The sequence below is a fragment of the Bradyrhizobium sp. AUGA SZCCT0176 genome (genome assembly GCF_018130145.1).
Classification (GTDB): domain Bacteria; phylum Pseudomonadota; class Alphaproteobacteria; order Rhizobiales; family Xanthobacteraceae; genus Bradyrhizobium.
The window spans coordinates 552068-574086 of record NZ_JAFCMB010000004.1 but is presented as its reverse complement, the minus strand read 5'-3'; the positions used below and the strand labels follow the sequence as shown (position 1 = coordinate 574086).

General features: G+C 63.2%; 22 protein-coding genes. 7 read left to right on the top strand and 15 right to left on the bottom strand.

Features of this window, described 5'->3' with window-relative positions; genetic code table 11:
• Positions 1–619 precede the first annotated feature (619 nt).
• Positions 620–1270: a glutathione S-transferase family protein gene (locus JQ600_RS13905; protein ID WP_212387057.1), complete on the top strand. Its 651-nt coding sequence runs from the start codon at positions 620–622 to the stop codon at positions 1268–1270.
• A gap of 89 nt (positions 1271–1359) precedes the next feature.
• On the opposite strand, the gene murI is transcribed toward JQ600_RS13905, so the two are convergent.
• From murI to purB, 4 genes are all read right to left on the bottom strand, one after another.
• Positions 1360–2148: a glutamate racemase gene (gene murI, locus JQ600_RS13900; protein ID WP_212387054.1), complete on the bottom strand. Its 789-nt coding sequence runs from the start codon at positions 2146–2148 to the stop codon at positions 1360–1362.
• Positions 2149–2302: 154 nt separating this feature from the next.
• Positions 2303–2842, bottom strand: a complete 540-nt coding sequence (locus tag JQ600_RS13895) for an MOSC domain-containing protein (RefSeq protein ID WP_212387051.1) — start codon at positions 2840–2842, stop codon at positions 2303–2305.
• Positions 2843–2969: 127 nt separating this feature from the next.
• A complete protein-coding gene (locus JQ600_RS13890) occupies positions 2970–4142 on the bottom strand; it encodes a M20 aminoacylase family protein (protein WP_212265951.1) in 1173 nt (390 codons plus the stop codon).
• A gap of 91 nt (positions 4143–4233) precedes the next feature.
• Positions 4234–5541 (bottom strand): adenylosuccinate lyase, encoded by a 1308-nt coding sequence (gene purB / locus JQ600_RS13885; protein WP_212387047.1) that lies wholly within the window; start codon positions 5539–5541, stop codon positions 4234–4236.
• A gap of 515 nt (positions 5542–6056) precedes the next feature.
• Here purB and JQ600_RS13880 point away from each other — a divergent pair.
• The 3 genes from JQ600_RS13880 (at position 6057) to JQ600_RS13870 (ending at position 8982) form a co-directional block, all read left to right on the top strand.
• Positions 6057–6653 (top strand): TetR family transcriptional regulator, encoded by a 597-nt coding sequence (locus JQ600_RS13880; protein ID WP_212387045.1) that lies wholly within the window; start codon positions 6057–6059, stop codon positions 6651–6653.
• Between the two features lie 121 nt (positions 6654–6774).
• Positions 6775–7527, top strand: a complete 753-nt coding sequence (locus JQ600_RS13875) for a metallophosphoesterase (RefSeq protein ID WP_212387315.1) — start codon at positions 6775–6777, stop codon at positions 7525–7527.
• A 3-nt stretch (positions 7528–7530) separates the two neighbouring features.
• Positions 7531–8982 (top strand): bifunctional serine/threonine-protein kinase/universal stress protein, encoded by a 1452-nt coding sequence (locus JQ600_RS13870; RefSeq protein WP_212387043.1) that lies wholly within the window; start codon positions 7531–7533, stop codon positions 8980–8982.
• On the opposite strand, the gene JQ600_RS13865 is transcribed toward JQ600_RS13870, so the two are convergent.
• From JQ600_RS13865 to JQ600_RS13845, 5 genes are all read right to left on the bottom strand, one after another.
• The gene (locus tag JQ600_RS13865; RefSeq protein WP_212387356.1) at positions 8979–9155 is read right to left on the bottom strand and encodes a hypothetical protein; all 177 of its coding nucleotides are present in this window, start codon (positions 9153–9155) and stop codon (positions 8979–8981) included. The genes JQ600_RS13870 and JQ600_RS13865 overlap by 4 nt on opposite strands.
• A gap of 104 nt (positions 9156–9259) precedes the next feature.
• Complete coding sequence (locus tag JQ600_RS13860) at positions 9260–9445, bottom strand: hypothetical protein (RefSeq protein ID WP_212387041.1); 186 nt, start codon at positions 9443–9445, stop codon at positions 9260–9262.
• Positions 9446–9777: 332 nt separating this feature from the next.
• The gene (locus tag JQ600_RS13855) at positions 9778–10230 is read right to left on the bottom strand and encodes a hypothetical protein (protein WP_212387039.1); all 453 of its coding nucleotides are present in this window, start codon (positions 10228–10230) and stop codon (positions 9778–9780) included.
• 116 nt (positions 10231–10346) lie between these two features.
• Positions 10347–10937: a hypothetical protein gene (locus JQ600_RS13850; RefSeq protein WP_249135861.1), complete on the bottom strand. Its 591-nt coding sequence runs from the start codon at positions 10935–10937 to the stop codon at positions 10347–10349.
• 81 nt (positions 10938–11018) lie between these two features.
• Positions 11019–11612 carry a hypothetical protein gene (locus JQ600_RS13845; RefSeq protein WP_212387037.1) on the bottom strand — a complete coding sequence of 198 codons (594 nt, stop codon included), beginning with the start codon at positions 11610–11612 and terminating at the stop codon, positions 11019–11021.
• 123 nt (positions 11613–11735) lie between these two features.
• On the opposite strand from JQ600_RS13845, the gene JQ600_RS13840 reads away from it, so the two are divergent.
• Positions 11736–12029 carry an antibiotic biosynthesis monooxygenase gene (locus tag JQ600_RS13840; protein ID WP_192734137.1) on the top strand — a complete coding sequence of 98 codons (294 nt, stop codon included), beginning with the start codon at positions 11736–11738 and terminating at the stop codon, positions 12027–12029.
• Between the two features lie 86 nt (positions 12030–12115).
• On the opposite strand, the gene JQ600_RS13835 is transcribed toward JQ600_RS13840, so the two are convergent.
• The 3 genes from JQ600_RS13835 to rpe all read right to left on the bottom strand — a co-directional run bounded on the left by JQ600_RS13835 (position 12116) and on the right by rpe (position 14827).
• Complete coding sequence (locus JQ600_RS13835) at positions 12116–13507, bottom strand: peptidase domain-containing ABC transporter (RefSeq protein ID WP_212489948.1); 1392 nt, start codon at positions 13505–13507, stop codon at positions 12116–12118.
• Positions 13402–13818, bottom strand: a complete 417-nt coding sequence (locus JQ600_RS37385; RefSeq protein ID WP_212489947.1) for a hypothetical protein — start codon at positions 13816–13818, stop codon at positions 13402–13404. Before JQ600_RS37385 ends, JQ600_RS13835 begins: the two co-directional genes overlap by 106 nt.
• Before the next feature lie 307 nt (positions 13819–14125).
• The gene (rpe, locus tag JQ600_RS13825) at positions 14126–14827 is read right to left on the bottom strand and encodes a ribulose-phosphate 3-epimerase (RefSeq protein WP_212387026.1); all 702 of its coding nucleotides are present in this window, start codon (positions 14825–14827) and stop codon (positions 14126–14128) included.
• 263 nt (positions 14828–15090) lie between these two features.
• Here rpe and JQ600_RS13820 point away from each other — a divergent pair, with 263 nt between their 5' ends.
• Complete coding sequence (locus JQ600_RS13820; protein ID WP_212387024.1) at positions 15091–15843, top strand: EF-hand domain-containing protein; 753 nt, start codon at positions 15091–15093, stop codon at positions 15841–15843.
• 34 nt (positions 15844–15877) lie between these two features.
• On the opposite strand, the gene JQ600_RS13815 is transcribed toward JQ600_RS13820, so the two are convergent.
• Together JQ600_RS13815 and JQ600_RS13810 are read right to left on the bottom strand one after the other, a co-directional pair.
• The gene (locus JQ600_RS13815) at positions 15878–16873 is read right to left on the bottom strand and encodes a P1 family peptidase (protein WP_212387023.1); all 996 of its coding nucleotides are present in this window, start codon (positions 16871–16873) and stop codon (positions 15878–15880) included.
• An 83-nt stretch (positions 16874–16956) separates the two neighbouring features.
• A complete protein-coding gene (locus JQ600_RS13810) occupies positions 16957–19737 on the bottom strand; it encodes a PAS domain S-box protein (protein ID WP_212387021.1) in 2781 nt (926 codons plus the stop codon).
• A gap of 362 nt (positions 19738–20099) precedes the next feature.
• On the opposite strand from JQ600_RS13810, the gene JQ600_RS13805 reads away from it, so the two are divergent.
• Entirely contained in the window at positions 20100–20501 is a 402-nt protein-coding gene (locus tag JQ600_RS13805) for a response regulator (protein ID WP_212265939.1), read from the top strand.
• Positions 20502–20516: 15 nt separating this feature from the next.
• Here the strand turns inward: JQ600_RS13805 and JQ600_RS13800 are convergent, their stop codons facing one another.
• Positions 20517–22019 (bottom strand): HWE histidine kinase domain-containing protein, encoded by a 1503-nt coding sequence (locus JQ600_RS13800; RefSeq protein WP_212387009.1) that lies wholly within the window; start codon positions 22017–22019, stop codon positions 20517–20519.

Genomic DNA, 22019 nt, shown 5'->3' with positions numbered 1-22019 from the left:
CCCTGCGCAATGGCTTTACGGCTTATGCCGTGCTCTCCCCGGAGACGAGTTCTTGGTTGACTCCGTCGCTGCCGTTCAGCTCTCGCCTACCCGACAGCTTGACACCTGCAACGGGTGCCAGGACCACACGGTTTTGCCGTACGCTTATCCACGCCGTCGTCGAGGCGTAAACCAGCGTCCACCGCAACCCGCCCAACGTCCGTGACGACGGCCGACGCCCTCTGAGAGGGACGGGATGGCCAAACAGATATCTCTGATTATCTTCTGGTAAACAGAAATATTTTTAATTTCGGGGCTTGACACGATTTCCGTAAATCGTAAGTGATTTGCCCGTCGGGTTGATTTGTCGCATGCGGAGCGCAAGATTGCGCTTGCGTGGGGAGCGAAGCAGCAAATTCGGCAGGGCGGTGACTCAATCCGATCGCGCGAGCGATAATCGTCGCGTCCCGGACGCGGTGCAGCGTGTAACGCTGCTTTGGCACTGCGGAGCATCCGGGGAGCGCCGAGAGCAACTGGCCCTAGCCAAAAGAAAACGAGGTAAGTTGTCGGGAGCCGCGCTGGTCGTTCGTCCTCCGGACACAAATCCCGACGGCGTCACGCAATTATCCGGAGCCCTCCAATGATCCCCACCATCACGGCCTTTGAAAGTTCACCCGACCGCGGCAAGGGACAGGCACGTGACATGCGTGTTCGTTGGGCGCTCGAAGAAGTGGGCCAGCCTTACGACGTTCGTCTTGTTTCGTTCAGCGAGATGAAGGAAGGCGCGCATCGTGCGCTTCACCCTTTCGGGCAGATTCCGACCTATGAAGAAGGCGGTCTGGCTTTGTTCGAGTCGGGGGCGATCGTGTTCCATATCGCGCAGCGCCATGCTGGACTGCTGCCTGATGATGCGAATGCCCGGGCGCGCGCGATCACATGGATGTTCGCCGCACTTGGCACGGTGGAGCCGCCGATCGTTGATCTGCAAAACGCCGTTCTCCTGGAGCGCGACAAGAGCTGGTACGAGCAGCGCCTGCCTATCGTCAAGGATCGCACCCGCGACCGGCTGGGCGAACTTTGCCGTCGCCTCGGCCATGCCGACTGGCTCGACGGTGCGTTCAGCGCCGGTGACCTTCTGATGGTAACCGTGCTGCGCCGGTTGAATGCATCGGATATATTGAACGAGTATCCGAACCTGTCCGCCTATGTAGCCCGCGGCGAAGCGCGGCCGGCGTTCAAGCGTGCTTTCGATGCTCAATTGGCGGTTTTTAGGGCGGCGTCGAAGGCGTAGGATGGGTGGAGCGCAGCGATACCCATCATTTTTCGTCATTGAAGGAAGGTGATGGGTTTCGCTTCGCTCTACCCATCCTACAGGCTCCGCTACGCCGGCACGCGTCCGCCGAAAAACGGCATCAACGCCTGGCTCAGCGTGTGCGCCCGCTTCGAGGTAAAAACCATCTCGGCGCCGGCGGTGTCGGATTCGCGCCCCGGTCCGCCGAGCAGATCGGAGACGCGCCGCGCGATGGCGGGTGCGGGGTCGATCCAGTCGACCGGCCATGGCGCGAGTTTTACGAGGCGGTCCAGCAACAGCGGATAGTGGGTGCAGGCCAGCACGACGGTGTCGGTGCGGGCGTTGCCGTGATCGACGAAGCAGGGCGCGAGCTCGGCCGAGATGTCCTTGTCGCTGACGTAAAAGCCGTTGAGCGCGCGTTCGGCCAGCGCGGCGAGCTCCGCCGAGCCCACCAGCGTCACCTCGCAGCCCTGCGCGAAATCGTCGATCAGCTTCCTTGTGTACTCCCGCTTGACGGTGCCCTTGGTGCCGAGCACCGACACGCGTTTTGTTCTGGAGCTGGCGCAGGCCGGCTTGATCGCGGGCACGGTGCCGACGAACGGCACGGAATAGGCGCTGCGCAGATGCGACATGACCAGCGTGGAGGCGGTATTGCAGGCGATCACCACCAGATCGGGGGAGTGGGCCGCGATCAGCTCGCCGACCAGCGGCACCACGCGGGCGATGATCTGCTCTTCGGTATGGTGGCCATAGGGGAAGAACGCGTCGTCGGCGACGTAGACATAATGGGCGTCGGGCCGCGCGCCCACGATCTCGCGCAAGACCGTGAGGCCGCCAAGGCCGGAATCGAAGACGAGAATGGTTGGAGGAGCTGCCACGCTGCGATTTTAACCGATCCGCGGTTACCGTTGGGTTGATTTGACCGCCCGGCGGCCCGTCCATCACGCGGTCGCCGGCGCAAGACCTTCAGAACAAGCCAATCTGGGGTGATTCAAATCATCTTGGCAAGGGCGGAAAGCCAGCAGCGCGCGGTCAGACCGGCAACAGCGGCCGGTGCGGTTCCGCCGGCATCTCGATGCGAACCGGGTCACCGGGCCGCACGTCGCCTTCTGATATCACGATGCTCATGACCCCGGCCTTGCGGATGAGATTGCCGTCGGCATCGCGATCCAGCGTGGCCGCCATCAAGCCCTTCTGGAAATCATCGATCTGGATGCAGGGATTGCGCAGGCCGGTGATTTCGACGACGGCGCTGGCACCAAGATGAAGCCGTGCACCGGTCGGCAACGCCAGCAGGTCGATGCCTGATGTGGTGATGTTTTCGCCGAGGTCGGCGGGCTGGACGATAAAGCCTTTTGCGCGCAGCTCGTCGAAAAGTTCGGCATGGATCAAATGCACCTGACGCAGATTGGGCTGCGTCGGATCGCGGCGGACGCGCGAGCGGTGCTTGACCGTCTCGCCCATGTGCGCGTCGCCGGCAACGCCGAGGCCTTTCAGCAAGCGGATGCTGAGACCGGGCGTCTTGCTGAAATGGTGGCCGGCACGCGCACTGACCGCAATCACGCTGCTCATTTGCGCTTCAGCTCTCCCCAAAAACCCGCTTGAAGTTCGTGTCGATGTGCTTGAAGTGACATGTTATCGGGACAGATCAAGAGCTAGTCGACCTTGACGGCGAGACGCCGAACGCCGTGGCGCGTCGTCAACCCGCCGGCATCGACTTCTCGATCAGCCGCACCCAGTACGATGCGCCGTGGCCGAGGATATTGTCGTTGAACTTGTAGCCGGGGTGGTGGCATTCATTGCCGTCGCCCATGCCGAGAAAGATGAAAGCGCCGGGGCGCGCTTCCAGCATGAATGCGAAATCTTCCGAACCCATCAGCGGCAACGCGCGCTCGTTGACGCGGTCGGCGCCGACGACATCGCGGGCCACTTCTGCGGCGATGCCGGCCTCTCGCGCGTGATTCACCGTCACCGGATACGAACGTGTGTATTTGATCTCGGCCGATCCGCCGTAAGCCCGCGCCACGCTGTCGGCAACCTCGCTGATGCGGCGCTCGACGAGATCGCGGATTGCAGGATCGAGCGTGCGCACCGTTCCACCGAGCTTGGCGGTCTCCGGGATGATGTTGAAGGCGGTGCCGGCCTGGAACATGGTGATCGAGATCACGGCCGATTTGAGCGGATCGACGTTGCGCGATACGATCGACTGCAACGCGTTGACGATCTGCGAGCCGACCAACACGCTGTCGACCGCGCGGTGCGGACCGGAGCCCGCATGGCCGCCCTTGCCGTGCACCGTGATCTCGATCTTATCCGCTGAAGCGAGCATTGCGCCCGGCGTGGTGTGGAAGTGGCCTTCGGGCAAGCCCGGCATGTTGTGCAGGCCATAGACCTCCTGAATGCCCCAGCGAGTCATCAATCCATCGTCGACCATCGCCTTGCCGCCGGCGCCGCCTTCTTCGGCGGGCTGGAAGATGACGACAGCCGTACCGTCGAAATTGCGCGTCTCGGCGAGATATTTGGCCGCGCCAAGCAGCATCGCGGTGTGCCCGTCATGGCCGCAGGCGTGCATCTTGCCGGGAATCTTGGAGGCGTAGGATACACCCGAAGTCTCCTCGATCGGCAGCGCATCCATGTCGGCGCGCAGGCCGATGGTCTTGCCGGACGTGCTCTTGCGGCCGCGGATCACGCCGACGACGCCCGTGCGGCCGATGCCCGTCACCACCTCGTCGCAGCCGAATTCGCGCAAGCGGTCGGCTACGATGCCGGCGGTACGGTGGACTTCGTAGAGCAATTCCGGATTCTCGTGGAAGTCATGGCGCCAGGCGGCCATTTCATCTGACAAAGCGGCGATGCGGTTGACGATGGGCATGGGAGATCCGTTTCTTGTGTTGTTCGTTTGCGGCTAGCGTAAGGTATTCTGCCGCGATGTCACCGACAAAAAGGCGCGCCCCCTTGCAATTCTACGCTGCCCCGAACACCCGCCTGAAAATCGTATCGACGTGCTTGAAGTGATAGCCGAGGTCGAACTGGTCCTCGATCTCGGCGTCGCTCAGGTGCTTCTTCACGTCGGGGTCTTTTTTCAGAAGCGTCAGGAAGTCGCCTTCGCCGCGCCATACCGGCATGGCGTTGCGCTGCACGAGTTTGTAGGCGTCCTCGCGGCTGGCGCCCTTTTGCGTCAGCGCGAGCAGGATTCGCTGCGAATGCACGAGGCCGCCGAGGCGGTCGAGGTTCTTCTGCATGTTCTCGGGGTAAACCAAGAGCTTCTCGACCAGGCCGGCGAGGCGCATCAGCGCGAAATCGAGCGTCACGGTGGCATCGGGGCCGATCATGCGTTCGGCGGATGAGTGCGAGATGTCGCGCTCGTGCCAGAGCACGATGTTCTCCATCGCCGGCATCGCATAGGCGCGCACCATGCGCGACAGACCGGTGAGATTTTCCGACAGCACCGGGTTGCGCTTGTGCGGCATCGCCGAAGAACCCTTCTGGCCCTCGGAGAAGAACTCTTCGGCTTCCAGCACTTCGGTGCGCTGCAGGTGGCGAATTTCGGTGGCGAGACGTTCAACCGAGGAGGCGATGACCCCAAGCGTTGCAAAATACATCGCGTGGCGGTCGCGCGGGATCACTTGCGTCGAGATCGGCTCCGGCGTCAGTCCCATCGCCTTGGCGACATGTTCTTCGACGCGCGGATCGATCTGCGCAAAGGTGCCGACGGCGCCCGAGATCGCGCAGGTCGAGACTTCCTTGCGGGCGGCAATCAGGCGTTCGCGGGCGCGGGAAAATTCCGCATAGGCATAAGCCAGCTTGAGGCCGAACGTCACGGGCTCGGCATGGATGCCATGGGAGCGGCCGATGGTCGGCGTCATCTTGTGTTCGAAGGCGCGCTTCTTCAGCGCGGCCAGAACCTTGTCGATATCGGTAAGCAGCAGGTCGGCGGCGCGGGTGAGCTGCACGTTGAAGCAGGTGTCGAGCACGTCGGAGGAGGTCATGCCCTGATGAATGAAGCGCGCCTCGGGGCCGACGATCTCGGCCAGATGGGTCGTGAAGGCGAGGACGTCGTGCTTGGTCTCGCGTTCGATCTCGTCGATGCGGGCGATGTCGAAGGTGACGTTACGCGCCTTGGCCCAGACGGTTTTGGCGGCTTCCCTGGGGATGACGCCGAGTTCCGCCTGCGCGTCGGCCGCATGCGCCTCGATCTCGAACCAGATCTTGAAGCGGGTCTGCGGCTCCCAGATGGAGGCCATTTCCGGGCGGGTGTAGCGGGGGATCATCGACGACTCCGGCGAATTGTTTTTTACGCCGTGCTTTAGCAGGGCCGCCCAAATGAGACAAACAAAGCGAGACAAGCGGCCGGGAAAACGGCTGGAATAATTCCGGGCCAGGCCTGGGCCGAGTGCCCGGCGGATGCGGGTGGCCGGTAGGGGTTTCAATCACGAAAAACTGACTGACAGATATTGAAATCTGTCAGCGAGACATGCTATATCCTTCTTCGACGCCGCGGATAGGGGCGTCATCCGGGGTCGCTGGCACTGAGCCCGGGTACTTGAAGAGGATTTAAGCCATGACAATCGAAATCATTAATCTGACCACACAAATCACCCGCTGGCTGAACGCCAAGGTGGCTCGTCATCTGGAAGCCCAGGCCACCCGTTTGGGACCGCTGAAAAGCTGAACCTTCCAAGCGCTAGAGCATTGATGCTCTAGCTTCCTGTTTTGACGCGTTTCTTCGAAATCGCTCTAAAGGGGATTAAATGACCACCCGTTCCATCATTTCGCAGGTGTGCGCATGAACGAAGTCGTGGTTTTGACCCCTGAGCGGATTCTCGAGGTTACCGAGGACGTATTGCGCCGCTACGGGCTGGCCAAGGCCACGGTTGTGGACGTTGCCCGTGCGCTGGATGTCAGCCACGGCAGCGTCTACCGCCATTTCCCCAGCAAGGCGTCGCTGCGCCAGGCGGTTGCAAAACGCTGGCTCGACCGCGCCAACGCGCCGCTGCAGAAGATCGCGGAATCCTCCGGACCCGCGCCCGCCAGGCTCGAGAAGTGGCTGCGCACGATGTTCGAGATCAAGTACAAGAAGGTCTCCGAAGATCCCGAGATGTTCCAGACTTACCTGACGCTGGCGCAGGAGGCCTGCGAGGTCGTGCACGCGCACAAGGAGCGCCTGATCGGTCAGGTCGCGGATATTCTGTCCGACGGCGTGAAACAGGGGGTCTTCCAGGTCACCGACGTCAAGGTTTCAGCGCGCGCGGTGTTCGACGCCACCATCCGTTACCACCATCCCGCGCATTCGGACGAATGGAGCAATCCGGAAACGGCTGCTCGGATCGACGCGCTGCTGGCGCTGGTGATCAAGGGCCTGGAAGCGCCAAAGAAGCGCTGATCGCGCGCGGGCCCCTGCCTATCCCAGTCTTCCGCATCATTGCGGGCCGCATGCGTCCCGTAGTTTGATATCCATCAAGACGCGTGCCGGCAGCGGTGCGATCATGGATGCGGAGGAAGATGTGCGTCTTGCGGTGTTTGCGGATATCCATGCCAACCGGCAGGCGTTCAGCGCCTGCCTTGCGGCGGCGCGCGCGCGCGGCGCCGAGCGGATCATCTGCCTCGGCGACATCGTCGGCTATGGCGCCGATCCCGAATGGGCGGTCGAGACCGTGATGGACCTTGTCCATGACGGCGCCATCGCCGTGCGCGGCAACCACGACAACGCCATCGGCACGCCGTCCGAGACCATGAATGGCGCGGCCCAGGCGGCGATCGAATGGACGCGCGGGCGGCTGAGCGCACCGCAGCGGCGGTTCCTCGCCGAATTGCCGCTGACGCAACAGGAGGACGATCGCCTCTACGTGCATTCCGAAGCAAGTAATCCTGCGCGGTGGCGCTACGTCGAGGGCACCTCGGATGCCGCCCGTAGCATCGAAGCGACGGACGCACAGCCCCATGTCCACGTTACCTTCTGCGGGCACATCCATCAGCCTGCGCTTTATTCGATGTCATCGGCGGCGAAGATGACGAGCTTCGTGCCGACCTCGGATGTCCCGGTGCAGTTGCTCGGTGGCCGGCGCTGGCTGGCCGTTATCGGCTCGGTCGGGCAGCCGCGTGACGGCAATCCGGCGGCGGCGTTTGCCATGCTCGATACCGCGACGCGCGAGATCACCTATTGCCGCGTGCCGTATGACGTCGAGACCGCGGCGGACCGGATCCGCGCCAACGGCCTGCCGCGCTGGCTGGCCGATCGCCTGCTCGAGGGGCGCTGAGCGATGGCGAAGCCTTCGATTGAGCCGGGCGCAGAGCTCGACGGTTTTGCGATCGGCGAGCGCGTCCATCAGGGCGGCATGGCGACGCTGTGGAGCGTGACCCATCCCGGCATCAATGTTCCCCTGCTGATGAAGATCCCGCGGATTGCCGAGGGCGAGGATCCGGCGGCGATCGTCTCTTTCGAGATGGAGCAGATGATCGTGCCGCGGCTCGCCGGCCCGCACGTGCCGCTTTGTTTCGGCTCCGGCGATTTCGACCGGCAGCCTTATGTGGTGATCGAGCGCATCCCCGGCAAAACACTCTATGACCGGCTCGGCGACCTGCCGATCCCGTATGAAGAGGCGAGGGTGATCGCCGGCAAGATTGCCACCGCTCTGGCTGATCTGCACCGGCAGAACGTCATCCATCACGACATCAAGCCGAGCAGCATCATGTTTCGCGACAGCGGCGAAGCCGTGCTGATCGATTTCGGGCTGTCGCATCACAATCAACTGCCTGATCTTTTGCAGGAGGAATTCCGCTTGCCCTACGGCACCGCGCCCTACATGGCGCCGGAGCGTCTGCTCGGCGTGCGCGACGACCCGCGCAGCGATTTATTTTCACTCGGCGTGCTGCTGTACTTCTTCACGACGGGCGTGCGGCCGTTCGGCGAAAGCGAAACCCTGCGCGGCATGAAGCGGCGGCTGTGGCGCGATCCCTATCCGCCGCGCCAATTGCGGCCGGATTATCCGCCCTGGCTGCAGGAAATCGTGCTGCGGTGCCTGGAAATCGAACCGGTGTGGCGTCACCCGACGGCGTCGCAACTGGCGTTCGCGCTGGCGCATCCGGATCAGGTCAAACTCACCGCGCGGTCGGAGCGATTGCAGCGCGATCCGATCACCACGGTATGGCGCCGCCGCTTCAATCGCGGGCTGACGCTGCCGAAACCCAAATCGGATGTGGCAGCGCAACTGGCGTCGGGGCCGATCGTGGCCGTTGCCATCGATACCGAAGAAGGTTCGGGACCGCTCAATGAATGCCTGCGCGTCACCGCCGAGCAATTGCTGGCGACGCTGCCGTCGGCGCGGCTCGCCTGCATCAATGTCCTGAAACTCGGCCGCATCACCATCGACCGGACGCTCGACGAGGAGGGCAACAACAAGCACATCGACCGGCTGGTCGCGCTCCGCCACTGGGCCTCGCCGTTAAAACTCGATGAGAGCCGGCTCACGGTGCATGTGCTGGAAGCGATCGATCCGGCATCCGCGATCCTGGAATTCACCGGGGTCAATCAGGTCGACCATATCGTCATCGGCGCGCGGCAGAATTCGATGATGCGCATGTTTCTGGGCAGCGTCTCGGCCAAGGTGGCGACTGAGGCTGCCTGCACGGTGACCGTGGTGCGGCCGCCGCGCTCGGCCATGGCACTGGTGCGGCAAGATGGCCGCAAGCCGAAGGCGATCGAGGCGAGCTAGGCGGCGCGAACCCGATCGATCGGGCGCTTCACGTCGCGTGGCGGCTTGGTGTCGCGATCCTGCCAGACATCGAAGAACTGGATGATCTCGCGGCAGGGTTCGCAACGGAACATGTTACGCGACGACGCCGTCTTCGACATCTCGTTCAGACAGTTTGGGCAAAGCGGATTCATGGCTCTCTCGAAATTCTATGGCTGTAAAATTCTCAGGTTGAGCGAACAGTTCCCACGCTCGGCGCAAAAATGCGAACAGGCCGGCTTCGACTTGGGGGAACGGTTTAGCGGCGATCCTGTAACCGTGTCCGGCTTTCCAATTCGTAAAGATCGGACCGGGAACCACTGTCGAGCCGGTCCAGCGCCGGCCGCCGCCGCTCATACCGGCTGAAGAAGAATTCGAGATCGGGACGCGGGCGCCGCGCGATCAGGCGCTTGCGCCTCACCGATCGCTTGGCGATCACGCCCATGGTTCACATCCAGCGGGGAGCGCGATTGTTTGTGCGCCTCTTGTTGCCGGGCTCTGCCGCTACCAGGCAAACGGTGACGGCTGCATTCAGGGCCAGCCACAACGCCACGCCGGTCCAGACAAATGTCATCGTCATGATGCCGCCCTCCGCGAAATTCGGAAGCGCGTTGTGCGCGATTTGCCTGAATCCGTGAAGACCGGACTTCTACGGTAGGCCGCACGAAGTTTGTGCATGCGGCGGCGCAATATGAATTGCTGCAGGTGCGGTGCGTAACATGCGTCACGGCATTATTCGCGAGCCTGCGGGTTGTCGATGTCAGCTACGCGCCGGACTCACTCGAGCGTCTGCACAGGCGGTGTTGACGTTGCCGCTGGCGCTGCTGTCGTTGCCGCAGGCGGCGATGTCGTTGCCGAAGGCGCCGGTGGCCTCGCGCTCGGCGCTGCATTGCTGGCTTCGTTCCTGGTCGTCGCGACACGCGCATCTCTTTCGACGCGAGCGGCGGCGGGCCTGGTTTCGCGGGCAACTTCCGCTCGCGCGCCACGCACGCGCTCTTTCGAGGCCTGCCGGCGCGGACGCTGCGATCCGGATCGATCAATGCCCCAGGACCGTGCGATCGCCGGTCCTGCCGAATAGCCGATGAAGGCGCCTGCGACCGCGCCAATCGGCCCCAGCACCACAGCGCCCGACACCGCACCCAACGCGGCGTCGCCAGCCCGGTGCTGCGCAAAGGCTACGGAGGGCGCAAGCAGCAGGATCATGGCGGCTGCGGTGAGGGCTTTGGTCATGGGCTGGTTCCGTCGAGAATGAGCCGCGACGGTGTTACGGCTTTATGGCCAGACCATGAAGCTTCGTGGCCAGACGATGAAGCTTCATGGTCAAGACGATGACACTTCGGGTTCCATCAGCCGCGAGCGGAACCCTGGCGAGTGCCAGCCGACCGGGCCGCGTCTTCGCGACGTGCACGCTCGAGGATATCGCGCACCGCTACGGCGTCTCGAATGCAGTGAAACCCGTAATGGCCGGTGTAAGCGGTATCGGAAGCACGGGACGAAATGCCGGACGTGAAAAACAGGGTGCAGGGGCGTCCGCGGCCAATGTCGAGAATCTCGAAGGTCGCGTCCATATCGCTGAACAAAGTGTCGGTCACGGTTGGCTTGCTGCCGAAGGTGCGCACGATCAGCGCGCGGCGATTGGTGATCACGTACAGCGTCTGCAGGTCGCGCAGCAGCACCAGCAAAGGTGTGCCCACCATCGCCACCCCGAGCACCAGGAGGACCATGGCCGATTCGGCGATCCAGCCCCTGGTGAGCGCAATAGCGACGAGAGCCAGCCAGGGAATTCCGATCCACCACAGAAATCGCCAAAACATCATGCGGGCAACGCCATCGGGCTGCCCCTGCCACAGCACGCGCTCGCCGCGTTGCAGCGCCTGCGCCAGCAGCCATCGCAGCTTCGCGGTAAACAGCGTCGATCGAATTTCATCCATGCTCATGCCCATTGGTCGCTTGCAGTGCAGGAATGGTTCGGTCCGCGCCGCCACAACGTTGGATGGCGCGGTTGCGTGGCGGAAACCCTAGTCGCGGGACCTGTTTCTGCCTCGCGCGTCCGCCGCCAAACATAGGCGCTGTATGTTTCCGCTACGTGCGCGCTCGAGAATATCCCGCACAGCGGAGGGATTTCGAATGCAACGAAACCCGTAGCGGCCGGTGTAGTCGGTATCGGGCGACCGGGTCGAAACACCGGACGCGAAATTCAGGTGGCCTGCGCCGCGGCCAATGTCGAGGATTTCGAATGTCGCGTCCATGTCCTCGAACGAGGTGCCCTTGACGGTCGACTTGCCCCAGGCCGTGCGCAAAATGAGCGCGCGGCGATTGGTGATCACGCATAGCGTCTGCCAATCGTACAGCAGCATCACCAGGGGTGCCGCGATCATCATGGCGCCGGACAGCAGAAAGAACATCGCCGATTGATCGATCCAGCCTTTGGCGGTAGCGACGACGGCGAGCGTCAGCCACGGGAATCCGATCCACCACAGAAACCGCCACATCATCATGTCGGCGACGGCGTCGGGCTGGCCCTGCCAGAGCACGCGTTCGCCGCGCTGCAGTGCCCGGGCAAGCAGCCGCTGCAGCTTCGCGGAAAACAGCGTCGATCGAATTTCATCCATGCTCATGCCCGTTGGTCGCTTGCGGTGCAAGAATAGTTCGGATCGCAACGTTGGATGGCGCGGTTGCTGGGGATGGCGTAATATGCGGCGTGGGGCTTCTGCTACCGGTGAAGGAGGATTTCCATGTATGCCGCCATTCGTCAGGGCAAGGCAAAGACCGGCATGGCCGAAGAACTGGCACGCAGGATCAAGGAAGGCGCCATCCCGATCATCAGTGATGTCGAAGGTTTCATGGCCTACTACGTGGTCTATGCGCCCGACGACACCGTGACGGCGATCAGCATCTTCAACAATTACGCAGGCGCGGAGGAGTCGAACCGGCGCGGGATCGCGTGGATCGAGCAGAACCTGACGCCGCTGCTCACCGGACCAGCCACCGCCGTTGCCGGACCGGTGATCGTTCATACGCTGGCATAATTGGCAGGTTGCAGTGTGGATTGGCCCGACTGGTAAGGCGTAGCTCGCAGAGCAATGAAAGCGAGCACGCCGTACTTCGGCTTCGATCACGACGAGGCACCTTCCATGGAACGTGCATAGTCGAACCACAGGGAGGCGTACTCCGGCACGGTCTTAACGAGTTGCTCGTGCGGGCCGTCGCCGACGAGACGGCCCGCCTCGAGCACCAGGATGCGATCGGCGCTGCGCGTCGCGGCGAGATGGTGCGAGACGAGGATCAGCAGCCGGTCTCGCCCCCAGACGGCCAGCCGTTTCTCCAGCGCCACTGCGGCTTCGGCATCAAGGAAGGCGGTCGGCTCATCGAACAGTGCAAGCTTCGGATCGCGCACGACAGCCCTGGCGATGCACAGCCGCTGACGCTGCCCGCCGGACAGCGAGCGGCCACCCTCGCTCAGCTCGGCGTTAAGCCCGTCCGGCAAGGCCTCGACAAAAACCAGCGCATCCGAGAAGACCAGGGCCTTACGCAACGCGCCATCGTCGGCATCTCGGCCGGCCGCAAGATTGTCCCGCACCGTCCCCGAGAACAGCGCCGTATCCTGATCGACCACGCCGAACCGGCCGCGCAGCCAGCGCGGGTCGTAATGCCTGAGATCGTGACCAAACACCTCAACCCGGCCGGTATAATCGCCGAGCAATCCGAGCAGGATCCGGATCAGCGTCGACTTGCCCGAGCCGTTGCGGCCGACAAGAGCGACGACACCGTGCGACGGCAGCGCGACGCTGACATCATGCAGCGCCGGCCGGCTCGCTCCGGAATAAGTCAACGACACGTTCGACAGCACGATGCCTCCGGCTGCAAATGCGCGGACGGGAGGAGCGACCGTTGCCTCCTCCCGCGGCTCGGAGACGAAATGGGCGATCCGACGGACAGCCACGTCGGCCTCCTGATAGGTTCTGTAGATGTCTCCGGCGGCGAGGATCGGTCCGGTGATCCGGCCGGCGAGCAACTGCAACGCCAGCAATTCGCCGACGGAGAGATGCCCCTGAAACATGCGCCAGCAGCCGAGGCCGACCACAAGCAATGTCAGGCCGCGCGAGACGATCTGCGACCTGACGATGAAAGCGCGGTTCAAGTCCATCAGAAGACGCAGCTTGTCGAGCATCGTGCCGGTGATGCGGTCCCATCGCCGCATACGGCCGCCTTCGAGCGCAAGCGCCTTGATGGTCGAAATGCCGTTGACACTCTCGGACAGAACATTCTGTCGCACGCCGATGCTGGCGTAATAGTCGTCCGCGGCGAGACGGAACGCGCCCAGATGTTCGCGTGTGAGGACGGCCAGCAGCGGGGTGACAACCAGCAAGGTTAGCCCGACGACGAGGTCGTAATAGAATATCAGGCCCAGCGCGACGATGGCGCCGCCGGCATCGAAGACGACGTGCGGCAGTTGATAAAGGACGAAATCGCGGACCTTCGTCGCCTGCTGAAAATGATTGAGCACGTCGCCGGAGCGAAATCCGCCCCGTCGATGCGCGCTCGCATGAGGTGCGCGAAAACCTTGCGCGATACGCGCCGGTCGATGAAGACGACAAGCCGGATCACCAGCTTCTGACGCCAGGACGCTATCGACGCCTCAAGTCCGACAGCGGCAATCGCGGTCAGCGCGAGGCCCGCGAGCGCCCAGTCCGCCCGCCCCGCCACGATCGCGTCAACCGCCTTTTGCGTACTGATCGGAAAAACCAGACCCGTGGCGTACACCACGCCCGTCATCGTAAGGATCGATGCGACCTGGCCGCGGCGCAGCAGCAGCATGTGCCTGATCCAGCGCCAGCCAAAAGGCAACGGCTGGCCCGCTGGTTGAAGCCGATCGTGCATGGATGAAGTCCCCGGGGGAATGCCGAGCAGAACAGCTTCGCTCGGCAATATTATGGCCGACGCGGCATTGGAGGGCCCGAATCCATGCTGGAACCACGGGTCTCAACGGTTCAAGCGTGTAGGATGGGTTGAGCTCTTCGCGAAACCCATCTTTCATCCGGGGCAGAGTTGATGGGTATCGCTTCGCTCCACCCATCCTACACGCTGGCGTGGCGATTGGCAGCGCGCGGCGGCCGGCGGCGCTCTAGATCGCTTCGCCGCGCGCCATCGCCGCCGCATTGCGGATTGCGGAAATGTTGGTCTTGTAGGCTTCCATGGTGCCGCCCTTGAACACCGCGGAGCCCGCCACCAGCGCGTTGGCGCCGGCGGCGGCGAGTTCACCCGCGACGTCAGGACCGACGCCGCCGTCGACCTCGATATCGATCGGACGGCCCGCGGTCATCGCCCTGATGTCGCTGATCTTGCCGAGCGCCGAGCGGATGAAGGCCTGGCCGCCGAAGCCGGGATTGACCGACATGACAAGCACGAGGTCGATCAGGTCGATCACATATTCGATCGCGCTTACCGGCGTGCCCGGATTGAGGGAGACGCCGGCCTTCTTGCCGAGCGCGCGGATCGCCTGCAGCGAGCGATGCAGATGCGGACCGGCCTCGGCGTGGACGGTGATCTGGTCGCAGCCGGCCTTGGCGAAGGCTTCGAGATAGGGATCGCACGGCGCGATCATCAAATGCGCGTCGAAGATTTTCTTGGTATGCGGGCGCATCGCCCTGATGACGTCGGGGCCGTAGGAAATGTTAGGCACGAAGTGCCCGTCCATCACGTCGAGATGGATCCAGTCGGCGCCGGCTGTGTCCACCGCGCGGACTTCCTCGCCCAGTTTGGCGAAATCCGAAGCCAGGATCGACGGGGCGATGACGAGCGGACGCGACGCAAATTGCTGGGACATGTGCGCTCCCGGTGCACTTCCAAGGGACAGATTGGCCCCGCGTAACATGCAGGGCGGCCGGGGGCAATGCGGCCGCAAATGACTCCGGTCGGGCGGAAAAATGTGCCGCGGCGGGCAGCTATTGCCGATCCTGTTCCCGTCCTGGCGGCCGGGCGGGATCAGGAAAACCGCGGTCTTGTTGGGTTTCTCGCCGTGGCACGGCGCTTGCTGAGGAACCGGCATGAACGAGGGGCCGCTCTGAGCGGCGTTGTTGGGGTTCTGTCATGTTGCTTGCTCTTGGTGCCGCGTCATCAGCGATCGATGCCCTGCAGGCGCTGACTTCCTCGAAGTCGTCGTCCGCAAAAGCCACCGGAACTGCCAAGACAAGCCTGTTCGACTCGTTCGCGAGTGCCTCGGCCTCGACCGGTTCGAGCAGCAGCGCTGGAGGCAACGGCGGTTCGCAGATCTCGCCGGCAACCATGAGCGCGCTGCTGGCTGCGCAAAGCCAGTCCACCACGGGATCGACGTCTCAGGAGCCCACGAGCCGCTCGGACGCGCTCAAAAGCCTGTTCTCGCAGATCGATGGCAATGGCGACGGCAAGATCACCAAATCGGAATTCAACGATGCGCTGGGCGCCGGCGGCACCAATTCCGATAATGCCGACAGCGTCTTCGGCAAGCTCGACAAGGACGGCGACGGCTCGGTCAGTCTTGGCGAACTGGCGTCGGCACTGAAGGGCGGCAAGGGCCGCCACCATCGCGCCGGCGGTTCGGGCGAGAACGCATCGAACTCCGATCCCCTGATGCAGGCGCTGCAGGGCGCATCCAGTACGTCCGTCACCAACAGCGACGGTTCGGTGACGACATCGCTGACCTATGCCGATGGTTCCAAGGTCACGATGACGTCGGCCGCATCGGCGAGCGCTTCGAGCGCCGCAACATCGTCGTATAATATCATCGAGAAGATGATCCAGCGTCAGGCGCAGGCGATTTCGGCTTCGGCCACAGCATCGGCGTCGCTGTCGGTCACCGCCTGAACAAGAGACCCGGCGACGCTTCGGTAATCGCGACCTAGCCGAAGCGATCCCCCCACGCCGGTAGCGCGCCCAGAAAGGGCAGCGCGGTCGCCTGGTGGACGCCGCGCGCAATCGCGCGGGCGACCACGTTGGCCGCCACCATCCCAAGTTCGGTGAGGCCGTGCCGCGGATCGACCGGCTTCCTGCCGGTCGCAGCCGCAAACACGACGTCGCCATCGGTCGGCGCATGCACCGGGTAGATCGCACGCGCCATGCCGGTTTGGGCGATCATCGCGAGGCGCTTGGCCTGTGCTTTCGTCAGCACGGCGTCGGTAACGACAACGACCAGCGTGGTGTTTTCGCCGGAGATCGGTTCCGGGCCACCCTTGAGCCGCGCCTTCAGCATGTCCTTTGTGAATGACGGCGGCAGTCCGCGTCCGCCATACTCGTCGCCGACCTCGAACGGCGCCGCCCAGAACCACGGCCCGTCGCCGACCGTCACGCTGCCGACGGCATTGACCACTGCAAGCGCCGCCACCATGACGCCGCCTTCGGTTTGCGCGGAGGCCGAACCGAGGCCGCCCTTGAAATTGGCGGTGGTGGCGCCAAGACCGGCGCCGACGCTGCCGAGCGCGAAATCGGTGCCCGCCGCGCAGGCGGCGGCGTAGCCGAGATCGCGATAGGGCGGGAAACGTCCCCAGGCCTTGTTGCCGCCGTTGAGAAGATCGAAGCAGATCGCGCCGGGCACGATCGGAATAACCGCTTCACGGATCCGCAGGCCGCGCCCCTGTTCGGCGAGCCATGCCTGCACGCCGCCCGCAGCATCCAGCCCAAGCGCGGAACCGCCGGAGAGCGTAATCGCGTCGACGGCCTCGACCGTGGCTTCAGGCTTGAGCAGGGCTTCATCGCGGGTGCCGGGGCCGCCGCCGCGGACATCGATCGATGCGGTCGCGGGAGTATCGAAAATGATCGCGGTAACGCCGGATGCGACGGAAGCGTCGTCGGCGTGGCCGACGCGAACGCCGGAGATGTCGGTGAGAAGGTTTTTCAAGATGCCGGTCCGTTCAAGTCCGCACCGATTGCGGCCATCGATATCTGGTCATCCTCGCCGATATATCGGCCGTCAACAAGGCTTCAACTGCCTAGCGCCAATCTGAACATCCTGGCGAGTTCGGACTTGCGGTACGGCTTGGCGAGCAGCAGCACGCCGGAATCGAGGCGGCCGTGGTGAACGATGGCGTTTTCGGTATACCCCGATGTGTACAGGGTCTTCAGCGACGGGCGACGTTTCAGCGCTTCGTCGACCAGCTGGCGGCCATTCATCATGCCGGGCATGATGACGTCGGTGAAGAGCAAATGCAGCGTCGGGGCGGTATCGATGATCTGCAAGGCCTCGCTGGCATTGGCCGCCTCGAGCGTGGTGTAGCCGAGGCTTTCGATCTGCGTCATCACGTAACGGCGCACCAGCGAATCGTCCTCGACGACGAGAACGGTCTCGGTGCCGCCCTCGACATTGGCTGATATCGCGGCTTCGGCGGCGGTCTGGTTCAATCCCGTGGCGCGCGGCAGGTACATCTTGACCGACGTGCCGTGGCCTTCCTCGCTGTAGATCTTGATATGGCCGCCTGACTGCTTGACGAAACCGAACACCATGCTGAGCCCGAGGCCGGTGCCCTTGCCGACCTCCTTGGTGGTGAAGAAGGGATCGAACACCCGCTCGATCAGCGCTGCGGGGATTCCGGTGCCGGTATCGCTCACCGCGACCATCACATAATGGCCGGGCACGACCTCGCTGTGCATGCCGGCGTAGTTCTCGTCGAGATAGATGTTGCCGGTCTCGAGCGCGAGCTTGCCGCCATTGGGCATGGCGTCGCGCGCGTTGAGGGCAAGGTTGAGCACCGCCGTCGATAGCTGGTTCGGATCGACCAGGGCCGTCCATGCATCCTCGGCCAGCAGCGGCGTGATCTCGACGTTTTCGCCGAGCGTTGGGTGCAGCAGTTTGGCGGCCTCCAGCACCAGCCCATTGACGTCGACTTCAACGGGCTGCAGCGGCTGCTTGCGGGCAAAGGCCAGCAGATGCTTGGTCAGGTTGGCGCCGCGTTCGGCGGCTTCGTCGATCAATTTGGTAATGGCGACGAGTTCGGGCTTGTCGGCAACCGATTCCTCCAGGATTCCGATGGTCCCGGTGATCACGGTCAGGATGTTGTTGAAGTCGTGCGCGACGCCGCCGGTCAGCTGGCCGATCGCGTCCATCTTCTGGATGTGCCGCAACTGGGCTTCCGCCGCCTGCTTCTCGGTGAGGTCGCGGCCGATGAAGAAATGCCGTTTCACCGGCTCTGACCACGTGCCGGTCCAGTTCAGCGTGACGGACTGCCCGTCCTTGTGGACGTAGCGGGTCTCGAAATTTCGCAGTTGGTTTCCGCGCCGCGCCGCGCGCATCTCATTGCGGGTGCTTTCCAGATCGTCGGGGTGGATGAAGTGGATGGCGCTGTTGCCGATCATTTCGGCCGGATCGTAACCGAGGATGACCTTGGCGCTTGGGCTGACCTGGATGAAATTCCCGCTGCTGTCGGTGACCAAGATGAGGTCGTGCGAGGTCTCGAAGATGCGCTGCCGTTCCTCGATTTCCTGATTGAGCGCCTTTTGCGTTCGCTTGCTTTCAGTAATGTCGCGCGCGATCTTCGATGCGCCGATAATTTCGCCGGCGGCAGAGCGGATCGGCGAGATGGTCAGCAGGACATCCACCGTTCGCCCGTCCTTGTGGATACGCACCGTTTCGAGGTCTTCGATCCTCTCGCCACGGCCGACCTGTTCGAGGATGTTGCGTACCTCGGCGCGCCGGTCGGTCGGGACAATGAGGTCGACGTGCCGGCCCACAGCTTCGATCGAAATGAATCCGAACAGGCGTTCCGCGGCGCGATTCCAGGCGGTGATGGTGCCGTCGAGCGATTTGGTGATGATGGCGTCGTTGGACGATTCCACGACCGCGCTGAAAAGACGTTCGCGTTCGGTGTGCAGGGTCCGCTCGGAAGCGGCCTGGCGGCGCAGCTTGTCGAGCAACCGCGCCAACTGGCCTTGCAGGGCGACATTGTCGATCAGGAGCACTGCGAGGACGAAACTGGCGGCACAAAGTCCGTAGATCCGGCCGGCGTAAAACCCCAGATCGAAGCGGGCCGCGTTGAGAATTCCGGACAGCGCGATGTCGTACATCCAGGCGCACATCACGACCATCAGCCAGACGTCGAGCACGGAATGCGGTCGCCGGTGCCACAGGATCAGCAGCGCTGCGAAGCTGAGAAGCACTTCCGCCGACAGGGTACCGATCAGCGTGTAGGTGAAATGTCCGCCGCTGATCATGACAGGCAGCAGGTCATGTCTGGCGGTGACGAACCAGGCGGCAAAGGATATGGCAGCCGCAACCGCAATGATGCTGCCCAGGATCGCCCGTACCTCGGATCCCGGTATTTTCGGGCCGCCATCCTTGTCTTTCAGGAACGCATAGCCGAGCACGAGAACCGGAAATACGATGTGCCAGATCTGGTAGAGCCAGGCGGTTGTCTGCGGGCCGGCATTGAGCAGCCCGGTCGGAGCAAAGACACCCGGAAAGCTCAGGGCGTGAACGATCGCAGCGGCCGCGGTGAACAAATATCCGCTCGCGAGCACCAGCAGCGCCCGCGAGCGCAAAATCGCGAACTGCGAGAACAGCAGGATCGCGGTGATGAGATCGTTGATCGCGAGCGCGGATTGATAACTTGGAATGAAGGCCGGAACGGGGGCAAGCGGCACTCTGGCATAAACTGCCGCGATGACAAACAGAACCGTCGAGACGCCGACGACAGCGAGCGCCCGCATGCGGTCACTTTTCGTGGCCGGCAGGGTCGATAGAAAGATGTTGCGCTCGTCACCCGTCTGCATCGTCGTCTCCGGCAAACTGGCATCGAACGCGCCATCGGACCAGCTTCAAACGCGCGCACATTGACCTATCCACAGAGGCGACAGATCAGGCCGATATGCGGATATCGACCCGCAGGAGTAGCGGACACAAGCGGACCAGGGAAGCGGGGGACTCACTCAGGCGCCGGGTGGCAAAAGACTATAGCGCGTTGACGTGGAATGGAATCAACCCAAGGTTACATATTACCCGTAAGCGGTGTGCCGGAAAGACGTGTCCGGGGTAACCGTCCCTTTACCGAACGGTCGAATAATGCCGGCGGCGTTGCGCCGTCCGTCGGACTTTCATCATAAGCTGTTGCACGGCCGATCCGGAATTTTTTTTAATGCCCCGCGTTCTTGTGATTGACGACCAACCCGACGTGCGCACGATGATCTCGATCGTGCTGCGGATCAACCAATTCGAAATCGTCGAAGCCGCCACCGCCGAAGCGGGATTGAAGGCATTCGAAGCTGAGGATTTCGACCTCGCGATCGTCGATATCTTCCTGCAGGGTTCGAACGGCTCCGATGTTATCGCGACGATGCGCGAACGGGTGCCCGACCTGCCTGTTGTCGCGATATCCGGCATGACGGCGCTCGACTTCCTGTCCAAATCACCTGAACTGGCTGACGTGGTCTGCCTGCAAAAGCCGTTTCGTCCGACCGACCTGATCCGCGCGATCGACGCGGCCCGGCAGGCGATGCGGCCATCGGCGGGCGCCGTTGCCGGGGCGGCGGCGCGGTAATCCGCCCTTCAGCCGTTACGGCCGGGCCGACTTTCCAACGCGTCTGCTGCCGGCTTCATCCGGCACGGTTTTCCGAGGCGGAGTCGGATCGGGCGCGGTCTGGCGCGCCAGCGGGACCAAGAGCCGGCAAACGAGACCTTCGGGGCGCCAATCGAATTCGGCCTTTCCGCCGAGTTGCGACTCGATGCTGGCGATAACGCTCCGTGTGCCAAATCCCCTTGATACCGGTTTTTCGACCACAGGCCCGCCGGTCTCCATCCAGACGAGTTCGAGAAGGCCCGACTCGAGCTCCCACTTCACCGATAGCCGGCCGGTCAACGCCGACAGGGCGCCATACTTGGCCGAATTGGTGACGAGCTCGTGCAGCGCCAAAGCCACCGTCTGTGCGGTCGCCGGTTGCAGCTGCACCTCGGCGCCGCGCAATGCGATCTGATCGCCCATCGAATATGGCGCCAGCTCTTCGTCGATCAGCTTGCCTATTTCAGCGCCTTGCCAGCTCGACAGCGAAAGCACGGTGTGCACCCGCGCGAGCGCGGTGATGCGTCCTTCCACCGAGCGGATGTAGCTCTTGACGTTTTCGCCGCGCGTCAGCCGAACGATCGACTGCGCGAGCGCAAGCGCGTTCTTGGCGCGGTGATCGACTTCGCGCGCCAGCAGGTTTTGGCGTTCTTCGGCCTGTTTGCGTTCGGTGATGTCGACCGTCACGCCGCTGACGCGGATGACGCGGCCGTCCTTGTCGGTGCTCGCCGCGGCCGTTCCCGCGCACCAGCGCACTTCGCCATCGGGGCGGATGACGCGAAACTCCGCTTCGTATGATTTCTCGCCTCGGGCGAAGCTCGCCCACGCATCGTGCAGTTCCGGGACGTCGTCCGGATGGATCAGGGCCTGAATATTGGCTGGCGTCAGCTCAATGCTGCCGGGATCGACGCCGAGAATTTGATACTGGCCCTCGTCCCACATCCAGTCGCCATTGACCCAGTCCCAGTCCCACGACCCCATCTTTCCCGCGGCGATCGCGAGACTCCGGCGTTGCTCGCTTTCCAAAAGCCGTGCATGGGATTCTTCCAGTTCGGCGGTGCGGGCGCGAACCCGGTCCTCGAGTTCGACATTGAGCCGCTCCAGCTGACGGGTCTTGCGATAGAGTTCGGCGAACACCTTGATCTTGGCGCGCAACACTTCAGGCACCACCGGCACCGGAACGTAGTCGACCGCGCCCATCTCGTAGCCGCGCAGCCGGTCCAGATCGCTGACCTGGATTGCCGAGATGAAGATCATCGCCGTCTTCTGGAAACGGGGATGTTCACGGATCATCGCGGCGAGCTCGAAACCGTCCAGTTCCGGCATGCAAACGTCGACCAGGATGATGGCGACGTCGTTCTTCAGCAGGAACTCGAGCGCCTCGCGCCCCGAGGCGGCCGAGACCAGGTTCTCTCCAAGCTCCTTCAGGATGACCTCATAGGCGAGCAGCTTTGCCGGCTGATCGTCCACCAGAAGTATGTTTACTTTCTCTTGGTCCAT